Source organism: Kibdelosporangium aridum (assembly GCF_900176515.1).
In the GTDB taxonomy this organism is placed as follows: Bacteria; Actinomycetota; Actinomycetes; order Mycobacteriales; family Pseudonocardiaceae; genus Kibdelosporangium; species Kibdelosporangium aridum.
Genome location: NZ_FWXV01000008.1, coordinates 410,942 through 428,727, shown reverse-complemented (window position 1 = coordinate 428,727; position 17,786 = coordinate 410,942). Strand labels below are relative to the sequence as shown.

The 17,786-nt window shown below is 66.3% G+C and carries 14 protein-coding genes; 9 read left to right on the top strand and 5 right to left on the bottom strand.

The genetic code is table 11. The annotated features are described in order from the left end of the window. The first annotated feature begins 65 nt into the window (after positions 1 to 65). The 5 genes from B9C43_RS37730 to B9C43_RS37710 are packed head-to-tail and all read left to right on the top strand — an operon-like array spanning position 66 to position 10,335. Complete coding sequence (locus B9C43_RS37730; protein ID WP_084431698.1) at positions 66 to 6,722, top strand: amino acid adenylation domain-containing protein; 6,657 nt, start codon at positions 66 to 68, stop codon at positions 6,720 to 6,722. After that, positions 6,719 to 6,964: a phosphopantetheine-binding protein gene (locus B9C43_RS37725; protein ID WP_084431697.1), complete on the top strand. Its 246-nt coding sequence runs from the start codon at positions 6,719 to 6,721 to the stop codon at positions 6,962 to 6,964. Before B9C43_RS37730 ends, B9C43_RS37725 begins: the two co-directional genes overlap by 4 nt. Continuing rightward, positions 6,961 to 8,166 carry an LLM class flavin-dependent oxidoreductase gene (locus B9C43_RS37720; RefSeq protein ID WP_084431695.1) on the top strand — a complete coding sequence of 402 codons (1,206 nt, stop codon included), beginning with the start codon at positions 6,961 to 6,963 and terminating at the stop codon, positions 8,164 to 8,166. Before B9C43_RS37725 ends, B9C43_RS37720 begins: the two co-directional genes overlap by 4 nt. Continuing rightward, positions 8,163 to 9,356, top strand: coding sequence for a beta-ketoacyl-[acyl-carrier-protein] synthase family protein (locus B9C43_RS37715; RefSeq protein WP_084431693.1), 1,194 nt, complete (start codon positions 8,163 to 8,165; stop codon positions 9,354 to 9,356). The genes B9C43_RS37720 and B9C43_RS37715 overlap by 4 nt, the downstream gene beginning before the upstream one ends. Continuing rightward, a complete protein-coding gene (locus B9C43_RS37710; protein ID WP_084431691.1) occupies positions 9,349 to 10,335 on the top strand; it encodes a beta-ketoacyl synthase N-terminal-like domain-containing protein in 987 nt (328 codons plus the stop codon). The genes B9C43_RS37715 and B9C43_RS37710 overlap by 8 nt, the downstream gene beginning before the upstream one ends. Here the strand turns inward: B9C43_RS37710 and B9C43_RS37705 are convergent. From B9C43_RS37705 to B9C43_RS37685, 5 genes are read right to left on the bottom strand one after another with little or no spacing between them, the layout of a single operon-like run. After that, on the bottom strand, positions 10,322 to 11,254 hold the full coding sequence (locus B9C43_RS37705) for an enoyl-CoA hydratase-related protein (RefSeq protein WP_160096965.1): 933 nt from the start codon (positions 11,252 to 11,254) through the stop codon (positions 10,322 to 10,324). The genes B9C43_RS37710 and B9C43_RS37705 overlap by 14 nt on opposite strands. 44 nt (positions 11,255 to 11,298) lie before the next feature. After that, positions 11,299 to 12,234: a DODA-type extradiol aromatic ring-opening family dioxygenase gene (locus tag B9C43_RS37700; protein WP_084431688.1), complete on the bottom strand. Its 936-nt coding sequence runs from the start codon at positions 12,232 to 12,234 to the stop codon at positions 11,299 to 11,301. Further along, a complete protein-coding gene (locus tag B9C43_RS37695) occupies positions 12,234 to 13,145 on the bottom strand; it encodes an alpha/beta fold hydrolase (RefSeq protein WP_084431686.1) in 912 nt (303 codons plus the stop codon). Before B9C43_RS37695 ends, B9C43_RS37700 begins: the two co-directional genes overlap by 1 nt. Then, complete coding sequence (locus B9C43_RS37690) at positions 13,142 to 13,651, bottom strand: cupin domain-containing protein (RefSeq protein WP_084431683.1); 510 nt, start codon at positions 13,649 to 13,651, stop codon at positions 13,142 to 13,144. Before B9C43_RS37690 ends, B9C43_RS37695 begins: the two co-directional genes overlap by 4 nt. A 10-nt stretch (positions 13,652 to 13,661) precedes the next feature. Continuing rightward, positions 13,662 to 14,459: an SDR family oxidoreductase gene (locus tag B9C43_RS37685; protein ID WP_084431681.1), complete on the bottom strand. Its 798-nt coding sequence runs from the start codon at positions 14,457 to 14,459 to the stop codon at positions 13,662 to 13,664. 42 nt (positions 14,460 to 14,501) lie between these two features. On the opposite strand from B9C43_RS37685, the gene B9C43_RS37680 reads away from it, so the two are divergent. The 4 genes from B9C43_RS37680 (at position 14,502) to B9C43_RS37665 (ending at position 17,759) form a co-directional block, all read left to right on the top strand. Further along, positions 14,502 to 15,299, top strand: a complete 798-nt coding sequence (locus tag B9C43_RS37680; RefSeq protein WP_084431679.1) for an IclR family transcriptional regulator — start codon at positions 14,502 to 14,504, stop codon at positions 15,297 to 15,299. Between the two features lie 106 nt (positions 15,300 to 15,405). Continuing rightward, positions 15,406 to 16,923, top strand: coding sequence for a flavin-containing monooxygenase (locus B9C43_RS37675; protein WP_084431677.1), 1,518 nt, complete (start codon positions 15,406 to 15,408; stop codon positions 16,921 to 16,923). A gap of 18 nt (positions 16,924 to 16,941) precedes the next feature. Further along, positions 16,942 to 17,400 (top strand): cupin domain-containing protein, encoded by a 459-nt coding sequence (locus B9C43_RS37670; protein ID WP_033389807.1) that lies wholly within the window; start codon positions 16,942 to 16,944, stop codon positions 17,398 to 17,400. Beyond that, entirely contained in the window at positions 17,397 to 17,759 is a 363-nt protein-coding gene (locus B9C43_RS37665) for a nuclear transport factor 2 family protein (protein ID WP_084431669.1), read from the top strand. Before B9C43_RS37670 ends, B9C43_RS37665 begins: the two co-directional genes overlap by 4 nt. Positions 17,760 to 17,786 lie beyond the last annotated feature (27 nt).

The window sequence follows — 17,786 nt, the reverse complement described above, 5'->3', positions numbered from 1 at the left end:
GCCTGTGACAGTCTAATTGCCAACCTGGGTGGAGATTGATCGCGATCAGGGGCAGGGGGATCGCCATGACCGACTCGATGCTGCCGTTCTTACCGCTTTCCGGCATACAACGTGAGATCTGGTCCGCGACGCGGCTGGATCCGGACAGCCCCGCGCTCAACCTCGCCAACTACGTGGACATCAAGGGTCAATTGGATTCCGGCACCCTTAGGGAGGCCCTGCGACTTGCCGTAGCGGGCACGGACACTCTTCGGGTGTCCATTGTGGATGATCCGGTCGAACCACGGCAGGTGGTCAGGCCTCCGAGCGACTTACACCTCGACGTCATCGACCTGCGGGCCGACGACAATCCGGATCAGGCGGCTCAAGAGTGGATGCGCAGTGAGCTGGCACGGCCTTTCGCACTGGACGACTATCCCCTGTTCCGCTTCACGTTGCTCCGACTGGCCGACGATCATGCCTTTCTGCACGAACAAATCCACCACATCGTGTGGGACGGCTTCAGCTGGCGGCTTTACTATCCACGACTCGCCGACATCTACACCGCGTTGTCCGCCGGTCAACCCTGCGGCCCGCCTTCTTTCCCGCCGTTACTGGACCTCCTGCGTGAAGACACCGAGCGCATGGCACGGGAAAGACGCTTCTGGCAGGGCCGGTTCGATGAGCCACTCAGCCCAGTCAGCCTGTCAACTCGGAGCACTCGCTCCACCGGCAATCGCCTTCGCACTTCGGTGGTGGTGCCGGCCGACCTCGTGGAACTCCTCCGAACAGTGGCTTGGCAGGCCAGGGTCGCGTGGCCTGCGGTCTGGGTGGCCGCGACCGCCACATACACCCATCGGCTGGCCGGAACCCGTGACACACCGCTGACGTTCCCGGTCACCGGCCGTACCGGCAAAGTCGCCAAGGCGATTCCAGGAGCGCGGGCGAACCTGTTGCCGCTGCACTTGTCCGTCCAGCCGAGCATGACTCGCAGCGAGTTACTCAAGGCGTCGGCCCTGCAAATCGCCGACGCCGTCGCCAACCAACTGATCCCTGGCAGCGAAGTACGCCGGCTCATCGGTATCCCCGCCGACGATCTTCGCCCACTCGGCCCGTCGGTGAACGTTCTCCCACCCTTGCCCGGCCTGAACTTCGGGTCCTGCACCGCGACTGTCGAAGTGCTGTCCAACGGCATCGTCAACGACCTCCAGATCACAGTCCACGAGCACAACGACACGGTACGACTGTATTTCGATGCCAACCCGAACCTCTATGACGCCGCCGAACTCGCCGGTCATCAGCGTCGATTCGTCCGGCTTCTTCAGGAATTCGGCTCGTTGCAGCCGGATCAGCCCTTGGCCGCGTTGCGCCTCAGCGACCCGGTCGTCATCGGCAATGACAATCAGCCGGGCCACACAGCCGGAATCATCGAGCGGATTCAAGCGATACCCCCGGACAGGGTCGCAGTCATCGAAGACGACAGACAAGTCACCTACGGCGAACTCTTGGGTCGGGCGAGGGACATTCGGCCCGCCGGCGATCTGGTGGCGATTCTGGCGGAACCCGGCGCGGACTTCATCGCCGCGGTCATCGGGGTTCTCGCGTCCGGCCGGGCTTACGTAGCACTCGATCCAGCCGCACCGTACGCCCGCAATGCGACGATATTGCGGGAGAGCGGGGCCCAGCTGCTCGTACTGGACGCAGAAAACGGCGAGAACGACGTCGGGGAAACCACAAGACGCATGCCGGTGTCAGCGGAACACCTGGCATACGTGGTTTTCACTTCCGGCTCCACCGGCCGCCCGAAGGGCGTCATGGTCCGTCATGGCGGCATGCTCAACCACATCCTCGCCAAGATCGGCGAATTGGGCCTCGACTCATCAGACATCGTGCTGCACAACGCTCCCCCGACGTTCGACATCTCGGTGTGGCAGATGCTCGCGCCTCTCGTCGCCGGTGGCCAAGTGCGTGCGGTCAGTCGTGCTGTGGCCGCTGATCCGTACGCACTGTTCGAACGTATCGCGGCCGATGGCGTGACTGTGGCTGAGATGGTTCCGTCGCTGCTACGCGCCGCATTGGATGCGGAAGAACTGAGTGGCACCCGTATCAACACCGGAAAGCTGCGGCATCTTATCGTCACGGGTGAGGAACTGTCCGCCGAGCTGTGCGCGCGTTGGTTCGAACGCCACCCAGATGTACCGTTAGTCAACGGTTACGGTCCGGCCGAGTGCTCTGATCGTGTGACCCACGCGTTTCTCCCAGCACCTCCGCAGGTCGTTCCGATCGGCACACCCATACCCCACACAACGCTGTACGTTCTGGATCAAGCACTGCAGCCAGTTCCGGTGTCCGTAACGGGAGAACTGTACGTCGGCGGCGCGGGATTGGCGCGTGGCTATCTGAACGACGCAGCGCTTACGGCACACCGCTTCGTCGCCGATCCGTTCAGCAGCCGTCCTGGTGCCCGGATGTACCGAACCGGGGACCGTGTGCGGAGATTATCGGATGGGCACCTCGAGTTCGTCGGACGTTCGGACAACCAGGTCAAGATTCGTGGCCATCGCGTGGAACTGGGCGAAGTCGAGGCTCTGCTTCGATCGGTGCCCGGAATCCGCGACGCCGCAGCGGCCGTACGGGATGGCCGGCTGGTCGCCTACGTGGTCGGCGACGTGGATTCTCTCCGCGCCAAATTGGCCGCTCAGGTGCCCGACTACCTGATACCCGCCGCGTTCCAGGCACTCGACGTCCTTCCGAGAACCAGCAGCGGGAAACTCGACCGCGCCGCCTTGCCACCGGTGGCCCAATCCCCCGTCGCCGCATCACGAGAGCCTCTCGGCAGTCGCGAAATCACGCTGGCCGCACTGTTCGCCAACGTCCTGGGCATCGACCATGTCGGCGCGACGGACAACTTCTTCGAACTGGGCGGCGACAGCATAATGGCGATCCAGGTGTCCGCGCGATGCCTGGCCGAAGGGCTGGCCATCAGTCCACAAGAGATATTCCAGCACAAGACCGTGGAGTCTCTTGCCGCAGTGGCACGGCAGGCACCGGACCCGCCGACCGCGGACAAGCTGCCGGACACAGTGCCGTTGACGCCGTTGCAGGAAGGTATTCTGTTCCACACGCTGTACGAGGATGTCTACCGCATCCAAGTAAGCGTCGACGTTGACACGCGGCTGGACGGCACAAGGCTCAGGAAGGCCATCGTCGACGTCCTGCAAGCACATCCACAGCTGCGGATGAAGTTCGTCCACACAGCACAAGGCCCGGTCGGCATGGTCCCCACCGACGAGCCGGAACTGCCGTGGCACGAAGACGACACAGCCGGAAACGACCTGACGACGGCGTTCGAACTCGCCCGCCCACCGTTGATCCGATGCGGTCTCCGCCATCTGACCGACCGATCCCGGCTGGTGCTGACGTGCCACCACATCCTGCTGGACGGCTGGTCGATTCCAGTGCTGCTCAACGAGATCTTCACCCGCTACAAGGGGGAACTCGCCCCTCCTGCCGCGAGTTACGCCGACTACCTGGGATGGCTGTCGCGCCAGAATGCGGGCGAGGCAACAGAGGCATGGCGAAAGACAATGGCCGGTTTGCGCCAGCCGACCTTGCTCGCCCCAGCCAGTCCAGCCGGCGTGTTTCCTGACTGCACAAAGGTGGATCTGACCGATGAGATCACCGCGTGCGCACGACGTTTCGGCCTCACGCTCAACACGGTCGTGCACGGCTGCTGGGCACTTCTGCTGAGTGCCTTGTCAGGACAAGAGGACATAGTCTTCGGCACAACAGTCGCCATCCGTCCTGCGGAGATCCCAGGTGTCGAAACCATACTCGGTCCACTGATCAACACCATCCCGGTGCGCGTCACCCTTGACCCCGCCGAATCGTGGACCGACCTACTGACCCGGATACAGGAACAACAGTCCGATCTGCTGCCACACCAGCACCTCGGGCTGGCCGAGATACAGCGAATCACCGGTATGGCACCGATGTTCGACACATTGGTGGTCACCGAGAACATCCCAGCGGCCTTGCCCATCGACACACTCAGCGTGGAGGTCGACAGCGCCACGCACTATCCCCTCACCGTCACCGTGTTCCCCGGCGGCCAACTGAGTCTGCGGCTGCACTACCGGCCGGATGTCGTCGAACGTCACTTCGCCGAACGGATCATCGACCAATTGACCAGGCTGTTGCGCCAGTTCGTCCACGATCCCAGCCAACGTGTGGCGCAGGTCGACGTTCTCAAGCCCGACGAACGCCACAGACTGCTCGTCGAATACAACACGGTGACTATGGTGGACTTGTTCTCCGCCCAAGTCGCCAGAACACCGTCCGCCACAGCCGTTCTGTTCGAGAACACAGCGCTGACCTACCAGGAGCTCGACGCCCGGTCGACCAGAGTGGCGCACGCGCTCGTCGCCCGTGGTGCCGGACCTGAGCGGATTGTCGCGGTCGCGATGGCACGGTCCACGGAGCTGATCGTCGCGCTGCTCGCCATCCTGAAATCTGGTGCCGCGTTCCTGGCGATCGAGGCGAACTCGCCGGTCGACCGCGTCCGATCGATCCTCCAAGACGCACAACCTGTCGTGGTGCTGACCGACTCGATACCAGAGCTGGAGTCTTCGGAAGTTCTCCCCAGGAACCTGCACGGCCCGGCCTACGTGGTGTACACGTCCGGCTCGACCGGCACCCCAAAGGGTGTGGTCATGCCGATGAGTGCGCTGGTCAACCTGATGCAATGGCACATCGCCACGTATCCGGCCGCGGCGGGGACGCGAACCGCTCAGTTCCTTTCGGTCGCGTTCGACTTCTCCATCCAGGAGATCCTGCACGCACTGTTGACCGGCCGCACGCTCGTAGTGCCCACCGACGACGTCCGCTACGACTTTCCCCGGCTGGCGGCGTGGATCAAGCACAACGAGGTCACTGAGTTGTTCGCGCCCACACCGGTGATCGACGCACTCCTGACCACCGGCGTCGAGCTGGACGAGATATGGCAAGGCGGCGAGCAGTTCCGGTTGTCCGCCGACCTGACCGCCTGGGGCCAGGCCGCCCAGGGGCGACGCGTGCACAACGTGTACGGCCCTGCGGAAACCCATGCTGTGTCGACCGCGACGTTGCCCGCCGACGTCGGTCGATGGCCCGCGGTGGCCCCGATCGGCCGTCCAGTGTGGAATGTCCAGCTGTACGTCCTGGATTCCTGGCTCAGACCGGTGCCCCCTGGCGGATCCGGCGAGTTGTACGTGGGAGGCGCGCAACTTGCCCGTGGATACCTCAACCGGCCGGCTCAGACCGCCGCCCGCTTCGTACCGAACCCGTTCGGCAATCCGGGCGAACGGATGTACCGCACCGGCGACATCGTGCGGTGGCGGCCCGAGGGTGACTTGGAGTTCGTCCGCCGGGCAGACGACCAGGTCAAGATCCGCGGTTTCCGGGTGGAGCCCCGCGAGGTGGAGAACGTCGTCGCACGGCATCCCGACGTGGCCACCGCCGCTGTCGTCGCACGGGATGATGGAGAAACCCAGCTGGCCGCGTACGTAGTCAGTGCCACCGGCTCGTTGGACGCAGCCGCCCTGCGCAAAGACCTGCGCGATCAGCTACCCGACTACATGATGCCGTCAGCGATCGTAGTGATGGATTCGCTTCCGTTGACACCCAATGGAAAAGTAGACCGGGCCAGTCTGCCGACGCCAGTTCGCGTGACGAGTACCGGGCGCAGCCACCCCGCGACTCGGCAGGCGGCCGTGATATGCAGACTGTTCGCCGAGACCCTGGCGGTGGACCATGTCGCCGCCGACGAGAGTTTCTTCGAGCTCGGCGGGCATTCCATGTCCGCGACGCGGTTGATCGGCCAGGTGCGCGCCGCCCTGGGTGCGCAGCTGTCGATCCGCACTCTGTTCGAATCGCCGACCCCGGCCGAGCTTGCCGATCGGCTCAATGACACCGGTGAACGTGACGGGTTCGAGGGGCTCATTCCGTTGCGTCCGGCGGACGCCGGCCCGGCGCTGTTCTGTGTGCATCCGGCGGGCGGATTCAGCTGGGCGTACGCGAAGCTCGCCGCCCATATCGAGCCGGACGTCTCGATCCACGGCCTGCAGGTGTCCGGCATCAACGGCACGCCTGTGCTGCCCAGCAGCATCCAGGACATGGCCGCGGGTTACGCCGCCCAAATCCGGGACTGCGCGGGCGACGGGCCGTATCACTTGCTTGGTTGGTCCTTCGGCGGCGCGGTGGCGCACGAGATCGCCATCCAAATGCGACGCTCTGGCCATCCTGCCGCGTCGTTGACATTGCTCGACACCGCGTCACGCCTCACCGGTGACACGTTGCCGAGCGAGCAGGATGTGTTCGTACGGCTCCTGCTCAACGCCGGTTACCAGCGAGAAGACCTGCCGCCACCACCAATTCCGATCGCGGAGGTCTCGGACATGCTGTGCGCGAAGTACGTGCCGTTCAACGAACTGCACCTGACCAACATCGCCGCTGTCTACCGGCACAACATCAAGCTGATGCGCCGGTTCACCCCAGGCCGTCACGACGGCCGGATGCTGTACTTCGTCGCCACCGAAGACCGGCCTGACCGTGGCCGAGCGGCCGCGAACTGGAATCCCCACGTCGATGGGGCCATCCGTTATCACGATGTCGACTGCGCCCACCACCAGCTGATGGATCCCGGACCGCTGCGGGAGATCGGTCCGGTCATCGACGCCTGGCTGAGAGATTGGACCGACCGATGAGCCCACCGCAGAGCAGGATCACCGAGATCGTCTGTCACGTCCTGGAGATCGACGAGGACGAGATCACCGAGTCGAGCCGGTTCGTGGAGGACCACGACGCCGACTCGCTGCGGTCGATCGAGATCGTCTCCTTGCTGGAGCACGAGTTCGACATCGTGATCGACCAGGCCAACCTGAGCCGGATGGTCAACCTGGCCGGGGTGCGGTCCGTACTCGCCGAGACACCGGGATTCCCAGGATGAGATTCGGCCTGTTCCAGGAACTGCAACTGCCGAGACCGTGGCAGCCCGGTGCCGAGCACCGACTCTTCACCGAGGCACTGGCCCAGGTTGAGCTGGCCGACCGGCTCGGCTTCGACTACGTATGGCTGGTCGAGCACCATTTCCTGGAGGAGTACAGCCACTCGTCGGCGCCGGAGGTCTTCCTCGGCGCGGTCAGCCAGCGCACCCGTGACATCCGGCTCGGGCACGGGATCATGGCGCTGCCACCGGCCGTCAACCACCCGGCGCGAGTGGCCGAGCGGATCGCCACGCTCGATCTGCTGTCCGGCGGACGGGTCGAGTTCGGCACCGGCACGGGCGCGACCGAGGCAGAGCTCGGCGGCTTCGGTGTGCACCGGGAGACGAAACACGAGCAGTGGGCCGAGGCGCTCGACGCCGTGACGCGGATGTTCGTGGAGGATCCGTTCGCGGGATACTCCGGGCGGCACGTGTCCATGCCACCGCGCAACGTCATCCCCAAACCGCTGCAGCGACCTCACCCTCCACTGTGGACGTCCTGCAATCGCAGGGAGGCGATGCTGGCTGCCGCCCGCAACGGGCTGGGCGCGTTGACGTTCGCCTTCACCGAACCCGACCAGGCCGCGCAGTGGGTGGCGGCGTATTACGACGTCATCGGCTCGCCGGAGTGCGTCCCGGCGGGATTCTCGGTCAATCCGCAGGTCGCGGTCACCGCGTACTTGATGTGTCACAAGGACGAGCCGACGGCGATCGAGCAAAGCCTGGACAGCCACTACTTTTTCGCCCGATCGTTGGCGTACTACTTCAATCACGGCCGGCCACGGCCTGGACGCACGGCACTGTGGGAGGAATTCGCCATCGACCAGTCCCGCGCGGCCAGGGCCGGGCTCGACGACATGAGCCTTGGCGGCGCGTACGCGGCCGTCGGCTCACCCGAACGGATCCGCCGCAACCTCCGGCAGTACGAGGCTGCCGGGGTCGACCAGATCCTGCTCATCGCACAGACCGGCCGGATCCGGCACGAGCACATCTGTGCGTCCCTCGAACTGTTCGCCCAGGAGGTGATGCCCGAGTTCCACGAGAGGCACGAACCGGCCGAGCGCCGGAAGACCGAGCGCCTGGCGCCTGCCATCGAAGCCGCGCTCGCGAGGCGGGAACCCGCGCGGGCAGCGCCAGTGGACTACCGGATCGCGACCGGGCGATGAACCGGGTCGTCATCACGGGGTGCGGTGTTGTGTCCAGTATCGGCATCGGCATGGCCGAATTCACCGACAGCCTGCGTGCGGGACGCAGTGGCGTACGGCCTATCTCGCTGTTCGACACGTCCGGGTTCGACTACGCCAACGGCTGTGAGGTGACCGGCTTCGAGCCGGAGCAGTGGATCAAGCAGTGCGACATCGCGGAACTCGGGCGTGCTGCTCGCTTCGTCGTCGCAGCCGCGAGGATGGCCATGCAGGAGGCGGGTTTACGCGAAACCACCAGACCAGGCCTCATCTCGATCGGCTCGGCGGACGGCGAGTCGTTCGATCTTGACACCCTCGTCGGCGCCGACGTCGCGGGAATTGACATCGATCCGGTCGTCGCGAAACGGGTGTCGGCGGTGCGGTTGTCCACAGCGATCTCGGACGAGCTTGAGCTGTCCACTGTAGAGCCTATTACCCTCGCGACCGCCTGCTCGGCAGGCAACTACGCCATCGGTTATGCGCTTGACGCCGTGCGCGCTGGTGATGTCGACTACGCGCTCTGTGGCGGCGCCGACGCGATGTGCCGGAAGATCTTCGCGGGTTTCTACCGGCTCGGCACGATAGCCCCGGACTGTTGCCGTCCGTTCGACCGCGACCGGAAAGGCATCCTGACTGGTGAAGGCGCGGGTGTCCTGGTGTTGGAGAGCCTTCCGTCGGCGACCGCTCGTGGCGCACGGATCTACGCCGAAGTGTTGGGGTACGGCGCGAATTGCGACGCCTTCCACCCGGTCGCGCCCGATCAGGCCGGTGTGGCCCAGTGCCTTCGACTCGCACTGGACGACGCTCGTCTCAGACCGGATGAGGTCGACATGATCTCCGCGCACGGAACCGGGACAGAATCCAACGACATCACTGAGGTCGCCGCGATCCGGGAGGTCTACGGTCCCGCCCCGCCGCCGACGATCTCGGTGAAGTCGATGCTCGGGCACACCATGGGAGCGGCCAGCGCGCTGGCTTCGATCGCTTGTGCCGCAGCGGTTCGGCACGGGTTCATCCCGCCGACGATCAACCACGCGAACACCGACCCGCGCTGTCCGGTGGACTGCGTGCCCAACAAGTCCCGGCCGGCCGCGCTGCGGGTCGTCCAGAACAACGGCCTCGCCTTCGGTGGCACCAATGCCAGCGTCATCCTGGGGAGGTTCGATGGGTGAGCCGCGCACAGGAATCGTGATCACCGGGTGGTCCGCGGTCTCGCAGTTCGGCATCGGCCGTGCGGCATTCGCCGATGGCATCCGCCACGGGCGGACACCCGATGACCGCGGTGTGCCAGATTTCGACCCACGAGCCGCGCTGGGCAAGAAGAACACGCGGTCGATGGACCGGGCCACCGGCCTCGCCCTGGTCGCCTTGCGGGAACTGGAAACCACACCGGCGGACACGACCGGCGTGGTGCTCGGCACGACGTTGGGCAGTGTGCCCGACATGGTCGATTTCACGCGGGCGTCCCTGACGGGTGCCAGGCCCTTTCACGTCAATCCAGGACAGTTCCCGAACGTGGTGATGAACCGCACTGCCGCCCAGTGTGCCATCTGGTACGGCCTCAAAGGACCCAACGCGACCGTGGCCACCGGCCAGGTCGCCGGCCTCAGCGCCCTCGCTTATGCACGCCGGGTGCTCGCCGCGGGTCGCGCCCGGCAGATGGTGTGCGGTGCCGCCGAGGCCCGTACGGACGCAAGGTCATGGCTGGCCAGCAACAGGGAAGGAGACAGCCGGCAGCCCCACGGCGAAGGAGCTGTGATGTTGATGGTGTGTCAAGACGAGGCGTTGCCACCGCTGGCACGAGTTGTGGCAGTGGAGTCCCGTGTCTGCCGCGACGGGGACATCCGTGGCGCGTTGGCCGGGTGCGTGACCGACATGTTGGCCCGCGCTGACGTCCGGCCGGCAGAGATCACGCGAATCGAGCCGTCCGCGGGCCATCATCCGGAACAGGAACGGGACTGCCTGCGCGCACTGCTCGGCGACAGCCGAATCAGCCCGCTGTCCACAGTGGACCGCCTCGGTGACACGGGTGCCGTGTCGGCCTTGTTCCAGATCGGCTCGGCGCTCACCGTACCCGGCACGGTTCTGATCACTTCGGTGGAGCGCGACGGGATCGTCGCGTGTGCGCTGCTGACAATCAATCACCGGTGAACACGGCATGGCCAGGCCCATGCCGCAGGAAAGACCGGACCGCGTCCTGGAAATCGTGCGTGTCGAACAGGGCGGCGGCTATCGACGGCAGATCTTCGTCCGCCCCGGCGACCCCTGCTACGCGATATCGGGCGAGCACTTGCTTGGTCGCGGCGTGAGCACGCGGCGGGCCTTCGGCCATCGAACTGACGATCCGGCGTACCTGCTGGTCGAACGACGAACTGGACAGTACCTGGTTCACCACGTTCCAGCGCTCGAGCGTCCTTGCGCTGAACAGGTCACCGGTGAGCACCATCTGTTTGGCACGGCCGATCCCCGCTCGCTCGGCCAGCCGTTGCGTGCCGCCCATAATCGGGGTCAGGCCGATCACTCGCTCGACGAGGCCGAAGCTGGCGCGATCGGACGCGAGGATCAGGTCACAGCCCAGCGCGAGTTCGAACGCCCACGTCAGGCATAGACCGTGAGCGGCGAATACCGTCGGGCACGGCAACGATTCCACGGCACTGGTGACCGCCACCAACTGCTGGACAAGTGTGCGCGGCGGGGACGTGTGAAAAAAATTCACGTCAACCCCGGCACTGACCATTCTGCCTTCGGCGCGGAAAAGAACGGCCCGCGGCGGAACCGCCTGAAAATCTGCGATCACACTGCTCAATTGATCGTGCATCACCTCGTCGTACAGATTGTCCGGCGGCGAATCGAAGGTCACCACGGCGACGCCATCGCCGTCGTGGTCCAACCGGACTCGCGGCGACCTCGCCGTCACTCTGACCTCCGCTTGGCTTCGTCGGTGATCATTCTGCATCTTGGCGAATATCCGGGTCAAATGGGCTTCGATGGTCTTGGCGCTCAGTACGAGTTCGCGGGCGATCTGCGTGTTGGTATACACGGCGACGTCCGGTGCGGGCAGCTGGGCCACGGGGATCAGGTCGGCAAGAGCATCAGGTTGATCACCCCCACGACTCAGCCGACCGGGAAGGTGGTGCCGATTCCCATGCCGGTGATCCATTCGGGCACGGGTTCGTAACTCGTCCATACCAGCGGAAGTCCTGCGGCGACCTGACCGATGAGCCAGCACCGCACCTCGTGGCCACCGCTGCCGGCATGCTTCTCGAGTCCCTCGTGGCCGAGTGCGGCGACGGCTGGGGCGTCGTCGGCGATCAACTGGTTGAGGAACCAGGTGTCCCATTCGGCGTTCACTCGGGCGAGCGGGTTGCCTCCCATGGCGCGGACTCTGGGTTCTCGGGCGGCGGCGAAGGCCTGGGCGTCGGCGCGGCCGTGGATGAGTGACTCTCGTCGTTCGCCGACGACCGCCGGGTCGCGGGGGTCGTTGGACGGTAGCCAGTGCGAGAGTCCGCCGCTGGCCGCTATCAGGATCCGGCCTGGGAATTCCGAACTCCGCAGTGCCGCGCCGAGGGCGCGTCCCAGTGCAACGCAGCGCCCCAGGGACGGCAATGGAGGTGCCGCGGTGTTGACGACGAGGGGCACCATCGGCAGCGCGGTGCCGCCAGTGATCATCTCGTAGCTCTGGACGATGCCATGGTCCACAGTCAATGCGTACGACAGGGACACGTCGAAGTCCGCGTCGACCAATCCGGAATACGTCGTCCACGCCAGTGAACTCGCCACCGGAAGAGGGCCCTTGGTGCTGCCGTAGTCGCCGAAGCCGACGGCGTTCTCCACACCGACCACGAACGGGGGCATCACGTCGTAGAAGTTGGCGTGGAAGTGGTCCGGGCCGATCACCATGATCGCGTCCGGAGCCAGCTCCTCGACGGCCCGCTGGACTCGGGCGGCGTCCCGGAGGAACAGCCCGCCGGGGCCGGAGTCGCCAAGGGGCGGCAGCAAGGTCGCGAATGGACTGTGGGACATGCCGACGAAGCCGGCGATCTCCGCCATCAGGACGGGTCCTTTCCCTCAAGGAGCCAGCTGCGGTGCGTGTCGAGGAACTCCCCCACCTGCTCCCACTGCGGCCAGTGGCCCGCGTTGTCGATGACGTGCAGGCGGGCGTCAGGCAACCAGTCGAGCAGCATCTCGGCCTCGTCGAGCCCGCCGGTGGGATCGTGGCTCGTCCACAGCAGGAGCGTCGGCGCGATCACCCGCGAGACCCACGACGGTGCCCACGCGAAGTCCTTGCGGATCTGCGGGTCCTGCAGCACGAGGGTGTTGGTGATCGCCTGCACGAACCCGGACCGGGAGTAGACCTTGCGGCGCAGGTTCACCAGTTCGTCGGTGACCATCTCCTTGTGGTGGAAGAGAAACTCCACCCGGCGGCGGACCGTTGCGTCGCTCGGGTCGAGGACCGCGGCCATTGTGCTGTCCCGCATCCGCACCATGACCTCGGGCTTGTTCGCGATGTTGCCCGGGGTGTTGAGCACGAGCCGGTCGACGCGGCCGGGGTGGTGCGCCGCGACCCAGGCGACCACCCAACCGCCGAGCGATTCGCCGGACAGGTGCGCCCGGTCAATGCCAAGCACGTCCAGGAGGGACACCAAGTGGTCCGACAGGACATCGATCGTGTACGGCTGGTCCGGCAAGTCCGACCACCCGTGGCCGACCATGTCGTAAGCCGTGACGTGGAAATCCTGGGACAGGCCCGCGATGTCACGGGCGTAGGCCTCGAGGTGCCCGCCGGTGCCGTGCAGGAGCACGAGTTCAGGCCCGGAGCCCGCCTGCAGGACCCTGGTGCGGACGGTGTGCCCCGCCAGTGGGACGTCGACGTGCCGCAGGACGTGGTCGGTGTCGGCCAGTTCGCCCCAGATGCTGATGTGCTCGGGGATCGGCGGACCATAACTGTCCACAGTGGTCATTTCTGCTCCTGGTCGTCGAATCGGGCACGGGCCTCGGCGAGGGTGGCGAGCCCGGCGCTCTGCCTGCGGGCCAGTCCGAACAGGCCGAGCAGTCTGGAGTTCTCGATGGTCAGGAACTCCACCGGATGCTCGGCCGAGTCGTTGTAGTGGCGGTGCCAAGCCCACGGCGGCGTGTACACGAAGGACCCAGTTGTCCAGCTGACGGCGTCAGCACCCTCGATCTCGCTGTGGCCATCGCCGGAGATCACGAAATGGACAGTCTCGTGGTAGTGCCGCTGCATGTCCGAGCTCTCCCCCGGCGGGATCACTTGCCGGAACAGCTCGAACGTCGTTGTGGGCAGGGTGCCCGCGATACGCAGTCCGGTCGGGTTCGGCACCGAACCCGCCGGTATCGGCTCAAGATCCTTGTCGTGCACGACAAGCGGACGCTGTCCGCCGGGCCGTACCGCGTGTGTGATGCCTGCGAGGAAGTCGGCCATCGCGAAGCAGGGTCCTGAAGTGGCCATGAACGTCCTTTCACCCGTGGTATTCCGTGCGCCCACCGTCGATGGTCAGGACGGTGCCGTTGATGTAACTGGCTTCCGCTGAGGCCAGGAACGCGACCGCGGCAGCCACCTCCCTGGGATCGGCCGCTCGCCCGGCCGGGATGAAGGCATGGTCCCTGGCGATCGCGGTGGCGAGGTCGATCCCGGCGGCGTCCGCGCGGCTGCGCAGCACCTCCAGGCGTCGTGGAGTGAGGGTCGCGCCCGGAGCGACGCAGTTGACGGTGACACCACGGGCGGCGTGTTCGCGGGCGGCGAGCTTGGCGGCCGCCGTCATCGCCGAGCGCAGCACGGTCGACGCGGCGAGTTCCGGCTGCGGCTGCCGGACGGCGGTCGAGCTGAGCACGATCACCCGGCCGAAGCCGCGCTCGGCCATCGTGGGCAACGCGGCGCGCATCAGCGCGAGTGGACCCAGCAACAGCAGGTCAAGGTCGCGGTGCCACTGCTCGTCGGGGACTTCGAACACGCGACCGGGAGCCGGGCCGCCCGCGTTGGCCACGACGACGTCGAGCGAACCGTGCCGGCTGCGCACCTCGGCGACGGCATTGGCCGACGCGGCTGGATCGGCGAGGTCGCACACCATGTGGTCGACCGGACCCTTGAGGGCCGCCGCGGCCTCGACGAGGGTTTCCGCCGTCCGGCCGACGAGCACGACGCGGTGCCCGCTGTCGAGCAGTGCGGCGGCGATGGCCGCGCCGATACCTCCGGCCCCGCCGCCGACGAGGGCGGTGGGGATGTCGGTGGAGTCCACCAAGGGCTGGCTGATGTTCATGATGCGTCCTACAGTCGAGGCGATGACCGAGGTTGACCAAGCATGAGTCCCACTGGCCGGGACTCCGGATCCGCCGCAGACGGCGCTCTCGATCGCGTGGCCGCGTTGCTGAATGCCTTCGACGCCACGCATCGTGAGCTCGGCCTGGCCGAACTGGTCCGGCGCTCGGGTCTGCCGCGCTCGACCGTGCACCGCACCGCTTCGCGCATGATCCAGCTCGGCTGGCTCGACAAGCCGGACGGCCGCTACCGGATCGGCAACCGGCTCTTCGAGCTGTCCGGCCTTGTCCCGGTGCGGCATGAACTGCGCGAGGCCGTTTTACCGTTCCTGCAGGACCTTTATGCCGCCGCCCGCACCACCGTGCAGCTCGGGGTGCTCGACGGCGCCCAGGTGCTCGTCGTGGAGAAGATCACCGGGCACCGGCCGATGCCGATGCTCGACCAGGTGGGCGGCATGATCCCGGCGCACTGCTCCGGGCTGGGCCGAGCGATCCTGGCCTGGTCGGACGAGGAGGCGTTCGAGACCGTGGTGGCCGCGGGTCTCAACCGCCGCACTCCGCGCACCATCACCAGCCCGACGGCGTTGCGCCGGGAACTCGCCGCCATTCCGGACCGGGGGTGGGCGTACGACCGTGAGGAGGGCAACGTCGGGATCAGCTGCGTCGCGGCGCCGATCTTCTGTGCGACAGGGGAAGTGGTCGCGGCACTGTCGGTCACTGGCCCCAGCGCGGCCGTGCGCCCGGATCGGATAGGACCGGCGGTGCGGATGGCCGCGGCAGCTGCCAGCCGGGCCTACTCGACCAGGCGCTGGGCGGCCCCGCGGCCGCGACCAGAACTGTAGTCCCACTCGCCGGGACTCCTGGTTGGTTCCCCGCCGCCCCTGCTCCACGCTGTGGTCCACCACGCCCGACTTTCCCGGTGAGGCCACCGGACCAGGAGGACCAGCCATGCGTGTCGCGATCGTCGGAGCAGGGGTCGCCGGCCTGACCACGGCCAAAGTCCTGGTCCAGGCGGGCCATGACGTCCAGGTGTTCGATCGCACGCCGGACGTCGGCGGCGTCTGGAGCCGGACCCGCCGTTACCCGGGTCTGACCACTCAGAGCCCCAAAGCGCAGTACTCGTTCTCGGACTTCCCGATGCCCAAGCACTTCCCTGAGTGGCCGACCGGAGCACAGGTGCAGGAGTATCTGGAGTCGTACAGTGCGGCGTTCGGGCTCGACGCCTGCCTGTGGCTGGAGACCACAGTGGAGTCCGTGGTCCCCGACGGTGACAAGTGGAGGGTGATCGCACGGTCCGCGGCTGAGACTATCGAGGCGACCTACGACCGGGTCGTCGTCGCCAACGGTGTCTTCTGCGAGCCTGCGCTACCCCGATACCCCGGCCGAGCGGAATTCAAAGCCGAAGGTGGGGAGCTGGTGGCCGGCAGCGACTTCCACGACGTCGAGGAGGCGCGCGGCAAGCACGTGCTGGTCGTCGGCTACGGGAAGTCGGCCTGCGACGTGACCGTGCCGATCAGCCAGGTCGCGGCAAGCACCGACGTCATCGCCCGTCAGATGCTGTGGAAGGTGCCACGCAAGGTTGCCGGGGTGCTCAATTTCAAGATGCTGCTGCTGACTCGCATGGGCGAGGCGCTGTTCCGCTACCGGCACCTACGGGGTTTCGAGAAGTTCCTGCACGGTCCCGGCAACCGGATGCGCCGGTCGATGCTCAACTCCGTCGGCTCGGTGTCGGTGCGGCAGTTCAAGCTCAAGCAGCACGACCTGGTGCCGCCCGGCAGGATGGAGGACATCGTCAAAGGGGCGATCGGCCTGGCCACCGAGGGGTTCTTCGAGGGCGTGGCCGACGGCTCGATTCGTGTCCGCCGGGACATGACCATCAGGCGGCTGCTGGTCGTCGACGGCCAACCGAGCGCCGAACTCGCCGACGGCACCGTGTTGCCTGCGGACCTGATCGTCTGCGCCACCGGATTCACCCAGGACGTGCCGTTCCTGGACGAGGCGGTTCGACGACGATTGTTCGACGAACGCGGCAACTTCATGCTCTACCGGCAGATCCAGCCGATCGACGTGCCGGGCCTGTACTTCAACGGCTACAACTCGTCGTTCTTCAGTCCCCTCAACGCCGAGATGGCGGCGCTGTGGATCGCGGCCGACCTCGCCGGTGCGCTCACGCTGCCCGACGCGGCGACCCGCCGTGCCGACGTCGTCGGGCAGCTGGCGTTCATGGACGACGCGACCGGCACCCACCACTGCCGGGGAACCAAGATCATCCCGTTCTCGATGCACAACGCCGACGAGGTGCTCGGTGACCTCGGCATGCAGATCGGCCGGTTCACCCGTGCCGGGCACTGGCTGAACCCGGTGTCGCCCAAGGCATATCGCAAGCTCACACCCGCACTGCTCGCCCGGCTCGCGGCCACACCGGCGCAACCGGAGACGGCGGCGCCCACCAGCGTGGCGACCTGATCGCACAAAGGAGAGAACATGGACGTCCCGACCAAGCAGGAACACCACGTGGTGCGCTCCGGCGAGGGCACCAACGTCGGTGCGATCGGGCTGGGCATTTTCACCCGCCTGACCGGAGCCGACACCAAGGGCGCGTACTCGCTGTTCGAGTACGTCGTGCCGCCGGGCCTCGGCGGGCCGCCGACCCATGTCCACAGCCGCGAGGACGAGCTGTTCATCTGCGTCCAGGGCAAGGTCACCGTCGAACTCGACGGCACAGCCCACGTGCTCGGCCAAGGTGACTCGCTGCTGATGCCACGTGGCGTGCCGCACGTGTTCTACAACCCGTTCGACGAGGAGACCCGGATCGTCGCGGTGGTGTCACCGCCAGGTCTGGAGAACTACTACCGGGAGCTCAGCGAACTGCCGCCGGGCCCACGCGACATGTCGCTCGTCGCGCCGATCATGACCCGCTACGGATTGTCCCTGCAGAAATGAGTACTCGTCACGACATGGTGTACGCCATGTGCGCCGCAGTCGACGCCGGCGACGCCGAGTCGTTCGGCTCGTGGTTCGCCGACGACGCGACCTACAGGTTCGGCAACAGTGAGACACTCATCGGCCGCGACGCCATCGTCGCAGCCACGGCCGGTGCCGCGGGAACGTTGCCGTGGGTGCGCCACGTCATCGAGCAGATCGTCGAGATGGACGACCAGTTGTTCTGCCGGTTCACCATCCAGACCGAGGCACCTGACGGCACCGCCCTCGCGCTGCCGTGTGTGACGGTCATCCAGATGACCGGGGACCGGGTAACCGACTACCGGGTCCACATGGACCTCACGCCCGCACTCAAATAGGCCGGGATGCGGAACGCCCCAGTCACC

What these genes read in the sequence shown, in the direction of transcription:
- B9C43_RS37665 (WP_084431669.1), top strand. Translation starts at nt 17,397, where the DNA reads ATGAGTACTCGTCACGACATGGTGTACGCCATGTGCGCCGCAGTCGAC.
- B9C43_RS37690 (WP_084431683.1), bottom strand. Translation starts at nt 13,651, where the DNA reads ATGGCCACTTCAGGACCCTGCTTCGCGATGGCCGACTTCCTCGCAGGC.
- B9C43_RS37675 (WP_084431677.1), top strand. Translation starts at nt 15,406, where the DNA reads ATGCGTGTCGCGATCGTCGGAGCAGGGGTCGCCGGCCTGACCACGGCC.
- B9C43_RS37730 (WP_084431698.1), top strand. Translation starts at nt 66, where the DNA reads ATGACCGACTCGATGCTGCCGTTCTTACCGCTTTCCGGCATACAACGT.
- B9C43_RS37715 (WP_084431693.1), top strand. Translation starts at nt 8,163, where the DNA reads ATGAACCGGGTCGTCATCACGGGGTGCGGTGTTGTGTCCAGTATCGGC.
- B9C43_RS37670 (WP_033389807.1), top strand. Translation starts at nt 16,942, where the DNA reads ATGGACGTCCCGACCAAGCAGGAACACCACGTGGTGCGCTCCGGCGAG.
- B9C43_RS37695 (WP_084431686.1), bottom strand. Translation starts at nt 13,145, where the DNA reads ATGACCACTGTGGACAGTTATGGTCCGCCGATCCCCGAGCACATCAGC.
- B9C43_RS37685 (WP_084431681.1), bottom strand. Translation starts at nt 14,459, where the DNA reads ATGAACATCAGCCAGCCCTTGGTGGACTCCACCGACATCCCCACCGCC.
- B9C43_RS37700 (WP_084431688.1), bottom strand. Translation starts at nt 12,234, where the DNA reads ATGGCGGAGATCGCCGGCTTCGTCGGCATGTCCCACAGTCCATTCGCG.
- B9C43_RS37680 (WP_084431679.1), top strand. Translation starts at nt 14,502, where the DNA reads ATGAGTCCCACTGGCCGGGACTCCGGATCCGCCGCAGACGGCGCTCTC.
- B9C43_RS37725 (WP_084431697.1), top strand. Translation starts at nt 6,719, where the DNA reads ATGAGCCCACCGCAGAGCAGGATCACCGAGATCGTCTGTCACGTCCTG.
- B9C43_RS37710 (WP_084431691.1), top strand. Translation starts at nt 9,349, where the DNA reads ATGGGTGAGCCGCGCACAGGAATCGTGATCACCGGGTGGTCCGCGGTC.
- B9C43_RS37720 (WP_084431695.1), top strand. Translation starts at nt 6,961, where the DNA reads ATGAGATTCGGCCTGTTCCAGGAACTGCAACTGCCGAGACCGTGGCAG.